The organism is Bradyrhizobium sp. USDA3010 (genome assembly GCF_056429065.1).
Map to the genome: position 1 here is coordinate 22,116 of NZ_JBWJZD010000058.1, position 6,171 is coordinate 28,286.

Annotated in this window: 5 protein-coding genes; all 5 read left to right on the forward strand. The window is 57.5% G+C overall.

Features of this window, described 5'->3' with window-relative positions:
* Positions 1 to 14 precede the first annotated feature (14 nt).
* On the forward strand, positions 15 to 554 hold the full coding sequence (locus tag AC066Y_RS40155) for a hypothetical protein (RefSeq protein ID WP_478278670.1): 540 nt from the start codon (positions 15 to 17) through the stop codon (positions 552 to 554).
* Between the two features lie 2 nt (positions 555 to 556).
* Positions 557 to 985, forward strand: coding sequence for a type III secretion apparatus assembly chaperone SctY (sctY, locus tag AC066Y_RS40160; RefSeq protein WP_456718442.1), 429 nt, complete (start codon positions 557 to 559; stop codon positions 983 to 985).
* Positions 986 to 993: 8 nt separating this feature from the next.
* Complete coding sequence (sctV, locus tag AC066Y_RS40165; protein WP_478278671.1) at positions 994 to 3,105, forward strand: type III secretion system export apparatus subunit SctV; 2,112 nt, start codon at positions 994 to 996, stop codon at positions 3,103 to 3,105.
* A gap of 105 nt (positions 3,106 to 3,210) precedes the next feature.
* A complete protein-coding gene (locus tag AC066Y_RS40170; protein WP_244978862.1) occupies positions 3,211 to 3,735 on the forward strand; it encodes a tetratricopeptide repeat protein in 525 nt (174 codons plus the stop codon).
* Positions 3,736 to 5,038: 1,303 nt separating this feature from the next.
* Positions 5,039 to 5,749 (forward strand): hypothetical protein, encoded by a 711-nt coding sequence (locus tag AC066Y_RS40175; RefSeq protein WP_478278672.1) that lies wholly within the window; start codon positions 5,039 to 5,041, stop codon positions 5,747 to 5,749.
* The last annotated feature ends 422 nt before the right edge of the window (positions 5,750 to 6,171 follow it).

Consider the following 6,171-nt stretch of genomic DNA (forward strand, 5'->3'; position numbering starts at 1 on the left):
GGAAGCAAAGTGCCATGACTAGGCTGCCCCCGAATCCCGTCGAGCCTGGCACCTCTTTTCAGGGACCAAACGTTGATAATCATGCATCTGCCATCACGCCGGACAATTCTCGAGCCAAGTCCATCGGCGTCGACCGGACGCGTGGCAATGATGACAAGAGCCACAGCGCAACTTCCCGGCATGACGATGCGCCGGACCGCTTGGTTGACGCCACGATCGACAGCGTGCTCAAGCTCGGTTCGATCAATGCGATTTCGCGCGTCAATCTCGACGAGGCCCGCGCCCAACCAGGTCAGATCGAGCCAGGCTCGGAACTCGCTTGGCTTAACGGGCCTAATCTCGCGCATAGCCTGCTCTCTTTCGTGACGCCGCGGCTACGTCATTCGCACGTTCTGCGTCCTGATCAACACGGCCCTCTTTTGGAGCGTTTAGCCAATACGCTATCTGCCGCGCCAGAGGATTTGTTGGCACGTGAAGGAGCCGCCCTTCTGCAGCTGGAGCTGCAGCGCTTAATCTTGCTCCGGCAGAGCCACAACGGCTTGATCAAAGGCTAGCAATGGCCGAGCTAGACAAATTGCAGCACGTCACATCTACACAGCCGCCAAACGTTTCCGAAGCTGATGCTCTCGAGCTGGTCTCGGGGCCGGAGCGAGATTTGCTCTGCGTGCTTTCTTATATCTATCTTTCGTGCGGGCAGAGCGCAAAGAGCCTGGCTCTATTGCGGTTGGTTGCTCACGAACAGTCTCGAGACATCGACCTGCTGCGGATCCTGGCCTACGCTCTCATCTCGGAGCGTCGCGGTGACGAAGCACTGTCGGTATTGGATCGGCTTGACAAACTAGATGACGAACCGTCCTCATCTCTGCCCTTGATGCTGATGCGTAGCCACGCGCTTCGCCACGCCGGCCGCATGACCGAAGCGCAAGCCACCTTCAAGCGCTATGTTTCATTGCGGGCCAACACAGCTGCAGCTAGGCAACAATAAGGCTTTTCATGGCCAACGTTCTACGAAATCTCATCACGCGCGCGCCCGCCCACCCGGATTTGATGGTCGCGCTGATGCTTCTTCTGGCGATCGGAATGATGATCATGCCGATCCCGATCGTCGTGATCGATATGCTGATCGGCTTCAATCTGGGCTTTGCCATATTGCTGCTGATGGTTGCCCTGTATCTCAACACGCCACTCGACTTTTCGTCGCTGCCGGGCGTCATCCTGATCTCCACTGTTTTTCGTCTCGCTCTTACCGTTGCAACGACGCGGCTGATCCTGTCCGAGGGTGACGCCGGCAGCATCATCCATACGTTCGGCGATTTCGTCATATCCGGCAACATCGCCGTCGGCATTGTCATATTTCTGATCGTAACCATGGTGCAATTCATGGTTCTGGCCAAGGGCGCCGAACGAGTGGCAGAGGTGTCGGCGCGCTTCACGCTCGATGCGCTCCCGGGCAAGCAGATGGCGATCGACGCGGAGCTGCGCAATGGCCATATCGACCAGCACGAAGCCCGCAGCCGACGCGGCGCGCTGGAGCAGGAAAGCCAGCTTCACGGCGCGATGGACGGCGCCATGAAATTCGTGAAGGGCGACGCCATCGCCGGACTCATAGTCATCTGTATTAATATGCTGGGTGGCATCACGATCGGCTCGCTCTCCAGGGGCATGTCCCTTGAGGAGGCGATGCATCAATATACTATCCTGACAATCGGTGATGCGCTCATTTCGCAGATCCCAGCGCTGCTGCTGTCAATTACAGCCGCAACCATTGTCACTCGTGTCAACGGTCCTTCCAGACTCAATCTCGGCGCCGATATCGTCAACCAGCTTACGGCTAGCACGCAAGCGCTCCGGCTGGCCGCCTGCGTCCTGCTTGTGATGGGGCTCGTTCCTGGCTTCCCTTTGCCCCCCTTTGTCATACTGGCCGCACTCTTCTCCGCCGCCAGCTTTGTCAAGGTTGGCGTGCCAGAGAGCAAGATCGCTCCAAAGGCCGGCGTCAATCCCGCCGGTTCGGCTCCCGCTTCCACGCAGGGTCAGAAGCAAACTGTGCCGGCCGAAGCACTTCCGATTACGCTGTTGCTGGCGCCGAACCTGATGAAGGCAATGGATGTGGGGGAACTCGAGCAGTGCGTCGCACGGGTTTCAGCACTGGTCTCAGCTGATCTGGGTATCACAATTCCACGCATTCCCGCCCAAAGCTCCAACCACCTGGCCCGATCGCAATTCAATGTGGCCGTCGAGGGCGTACCCGTAGAAGAGGGCGCTATTGACCCGACAAAGCTCTTGCTTGACGACGACGTAGCGAACATCGAATTGAGCGGCATCCCGTTCTGGCAGGATCCAGACACGAATCGGATCTGGATCGAACAGGGCCATGCGGCTGCTCTCAAGGCGGCCGGCATAGGGCATCACGGTCCGAGCGAAATCATCGCCTTGCGCGTCCGGTCCACGTTGACGCGCTATGCACAGCGCCTCGTTGGCATTCAGGAGACGCGTCAGTTGCTTGGCCGAATGGAGCAGGAATATGCCGATCTGGTGAAGGAGGTGCTGCGCACGACACCGATCCCTCGGATCGCGGATGTCCTGCGTCGTTTGCTGGACGAGGGCATCCCGATCCGGAACACCCGCTTGGTTCTGGAGGCACTTGCGGAATGGAGCGAGCGGGAGCAGAACGCCGTGCTGCTCACCGAATATGTGCGTTCTGTTCTGAAGCGGCAGATCTGTCACCGCTATGCCAACGCGCATCGCGTTGTGGCCGCCTTTATCGTCGAGCGCGAGACTGAGGATATCGTGCGGGGTGCCGTGCGTGAAACCGCCGTCGGCCCATACCTCGTTTTGGACGACCGGCAAAGCGAGATGCTGCTTTCCCAATTTCGCCAGATCCATTCGAGCATCGCGCGCAGCCAGAACCAGCCAGTTATTCTGGGTTCGATGGATATCCGGCGTTTCGTTCGCGGCTTTCTCACCCGCAACGGAATCGACCTACCTGTCCTTTCTTATCAGGATCTCGCCGCAGATTTCACGGTCCAACCGATCGGATCCGTGAAGCTGGCAGCTGCCAAAGACAAGAGCCCTTCCCCGGGCAGTCTCCTGAGCGCTGCGAGTTGAGACGGCACAGCAGATCATCGTGAGCAGGTTATGAATTCAAATGGGACCAGACGTCGGCGGCGCTTGTGCTTCGTTAGTCCAGGCCCATGGTCGGCTCTGCCTGCGATGCTCACTATTGTGATGCTCACTGGTTGCGCGAGCCCGTCCGATCTTTCACGCCAGCAGTGGTCCACGTCAGACTTGGCAGGCGGCAAAGAGTTTGATCCCGCCATGCACGAGCGCATCTCGCGCGCTCTCGTTCATGCCGATGAGCAGAGTCTGCGCGCGACCCTGGACCAACAACCGGACAACGTCAATGCGGCAATTTCGCTTGCACGCGCCTTGTTGGCGCGCAACTCCTCAGATGAGGCACTTCAGGTACTCAATGAGGTACTGTTGGCAGCCCCCGGCGACCTGCGCGCATTGAATGCAAAGGGCGTCGTGCTCGATCAACAGGGGCGCCACGAGGAGGCGCAAGTGCTATACCGTCAAGGCCTCGCGATCGAGCCCACAAATTCAATGTTGCGCAACAATCTCAAGCTGTCGGCCGCACTTGAAGGCAAGACGGGTAGCCGAAACTCCAATCAGGAGTTGCAAACTGGCGACCAGTACGCGTTAGCCAGATCGAGATCTCACAGCCAACAGCGGTAAATCGCGGATGCCTACCATGTCGGTCGTCGGACCGACAGACAGCTGGATAATGATCACGTGCAGAGATTACAGGGCACATTTGCTTTCGAACGATGTTGTCGCGAGGAGCCCAACTTTATCGTGTACAATCGCGAGAGACGAGCGCCATCTCCTGGCTGGATGGCGTGAGCCGACACGCGCTCGCCTGGACGGAGCAGGCCTCTACCCTCAATTAGAAGCCAATAGGTTCAAACCGATCTTTCACACGACTGCCTAACCAGGTCATCCAGCCACAATTCCATATCTTGAATTTACCCATTCTCGGGTAGCGGATCTTTGAATCGTCCGGCCACTTCAACGAGGACACGCAGTCGAACAATCAAAATATCTCTCAAGCTCCGCAACTGCACGGTCTTCCCAATCTGCAGCTTGCGCCAGCAATGAGCCCCCTTGGATTGGCCGAAATGCGGCAGCCTGCCGGCACAGGAACGCTATCGCACGATAGCGGCGCACGTTTTCCATAACGGCCAGTCCGGTCATGTGCAAATATTTCCCCTGTGGTCCCAGGCGAGAACTTGCTGCATTACAGTTTTTGATCCGTTAGCGGCAAGGACGAAAGGCGTGAATGGTTGGCAGATTCTTGCCGGCTTGACAGCCGATGAACTTTCCCGAGGAGGACATCTTCCATCAAACGCGTCTCGGCGATGCCGGCCAAGGTCGCCGTTGCTCCGCGTTTGCTCGGCAACAAACTCAGCCAGGCAAGAGTATAGATGACGAACAGGATCGAGCGCGCTTCTCGGCTTACACATCAATCAAGCGACCTGTAATGCTGGTTGGCTTCCAATGCGAAGTCACAAGCGGCCAACGCGTTGTCAACCCCTCGACGAGGCCAAGGATTGGAATCGACTCCGACGCAGTTTGACATCCCTTGGTGCCAGTCCGAACCTCGGTCCCATGCCACACGACAGGGCTAATTCTGCGCGGTCCAGGCTGACCGATCCCCTAGCCCGAACCAGCGGCGTCGCTGGAGCTGGGGACACTAAAAGTACCTGTCAGCATGACAGCCCCGAGGAGGCTGCACTCTCAACGTCGGCGCATCATCTTCCCCCTCCAATTGAGAGTCGGGTTTTCGATTTGCAGCCCTGGGCCACAAGCACTTGCTGCCCTTTCGGGTGGCGCTTCGGCCAAGGCAGACGTCTCCGACCTAGAATCAACTCACCAAAGCATATAGGTGACGGCACGTGTAGTTTGCAGCAGACTGCTGTACGAGCGCTCGATTCACGATGGCACCTGGAGCGCTCGCACCGCGAATAGGGGCACTCAGATGATCACGCCGGTTCGGCGGCACTGGAGTCCAAAAGAACTATTCAATTCTCTTACGCCAACGATGTTCAACGCTGAGCCGTCGGCTATATGTGCGCGTTGGAACAAATTGTGGCCTGACCTATACACGGAATATGACGCCCGGCACCTGAAACAAGAGTTAGCCGACCGAAACCTCATCGTTAGCGATGAAGCTGCGGCATTCTTCAACGCCTGGGCGATCGACGAGGAGCGCCACACCGATGGCTTCATCCGCACCATTGAACTCGTCGCTAATGGATCCGAAAAGGATCTTCGGGAGAGATTGGACGCTCGGTCGCACGATTTTGGTCCAATCGTTGAGCACCTGAAGGACGAATTCTCCCTCATGGTTATGATTGCATTTGATGAGATGTGCACTTGCCGTGCCTATGCAGCAGAGAAGCCCTTCTATGACACCCTTGGTAACAACACGTTTCATCACTGGCTGAGGGAGGTGATTGCTGACGAGGCGGTTCACTCGATGAACGCCGTCAATGTTATCCGTGCGCGCTACCGCGACCGCATTGGCCAAGTGGACTCAATTCTCGATAATCTAATCCGCGCGACCGAAAGTCTACGCTATTCCGGCACCTTCGTCCTCGATTACTTCGGCGCAGTGTACTCTAAAGAACTGCTTGCCGACTCTCGCATCGTGACCATGAGAAATATCACCAGGCCATTCTCCGTGTAGAGCAGAATGTTGACAGCGAGCCTATCGACACTTGAGCCGGCGCCACATCGCCGCCCTTCCCCGTCAATTTCCGTTGTGCCAGTTGGCTCCAGCTTTTCGTTTGCGTTCGAGCGTTTCGAATTTCGGCGATCGCATCGGGAACGCCCGATCTTGTACAAGTCCGCCCTAGCTCGATAGATGCAGTTGTCGTCACGCGCGATGTTGTCGGACCGGCGCACCGGCGATTTTGCGTCGTCGCGGATTTACGAACTGACGAGACGCGTTCTAGCGAAAACGTCATCACGCTTCTGGAGATACTAGCCCGTCTTATTCGTCAGAGGCGCCTGAGAGGCTGGCGAGCGTGGTGTAAAGCGCTGATGCGGCGTAGGATTCGGTTGCAAAGCCAACCCCATCACCTTCAGCCGCGAACACCACGCCCGCCA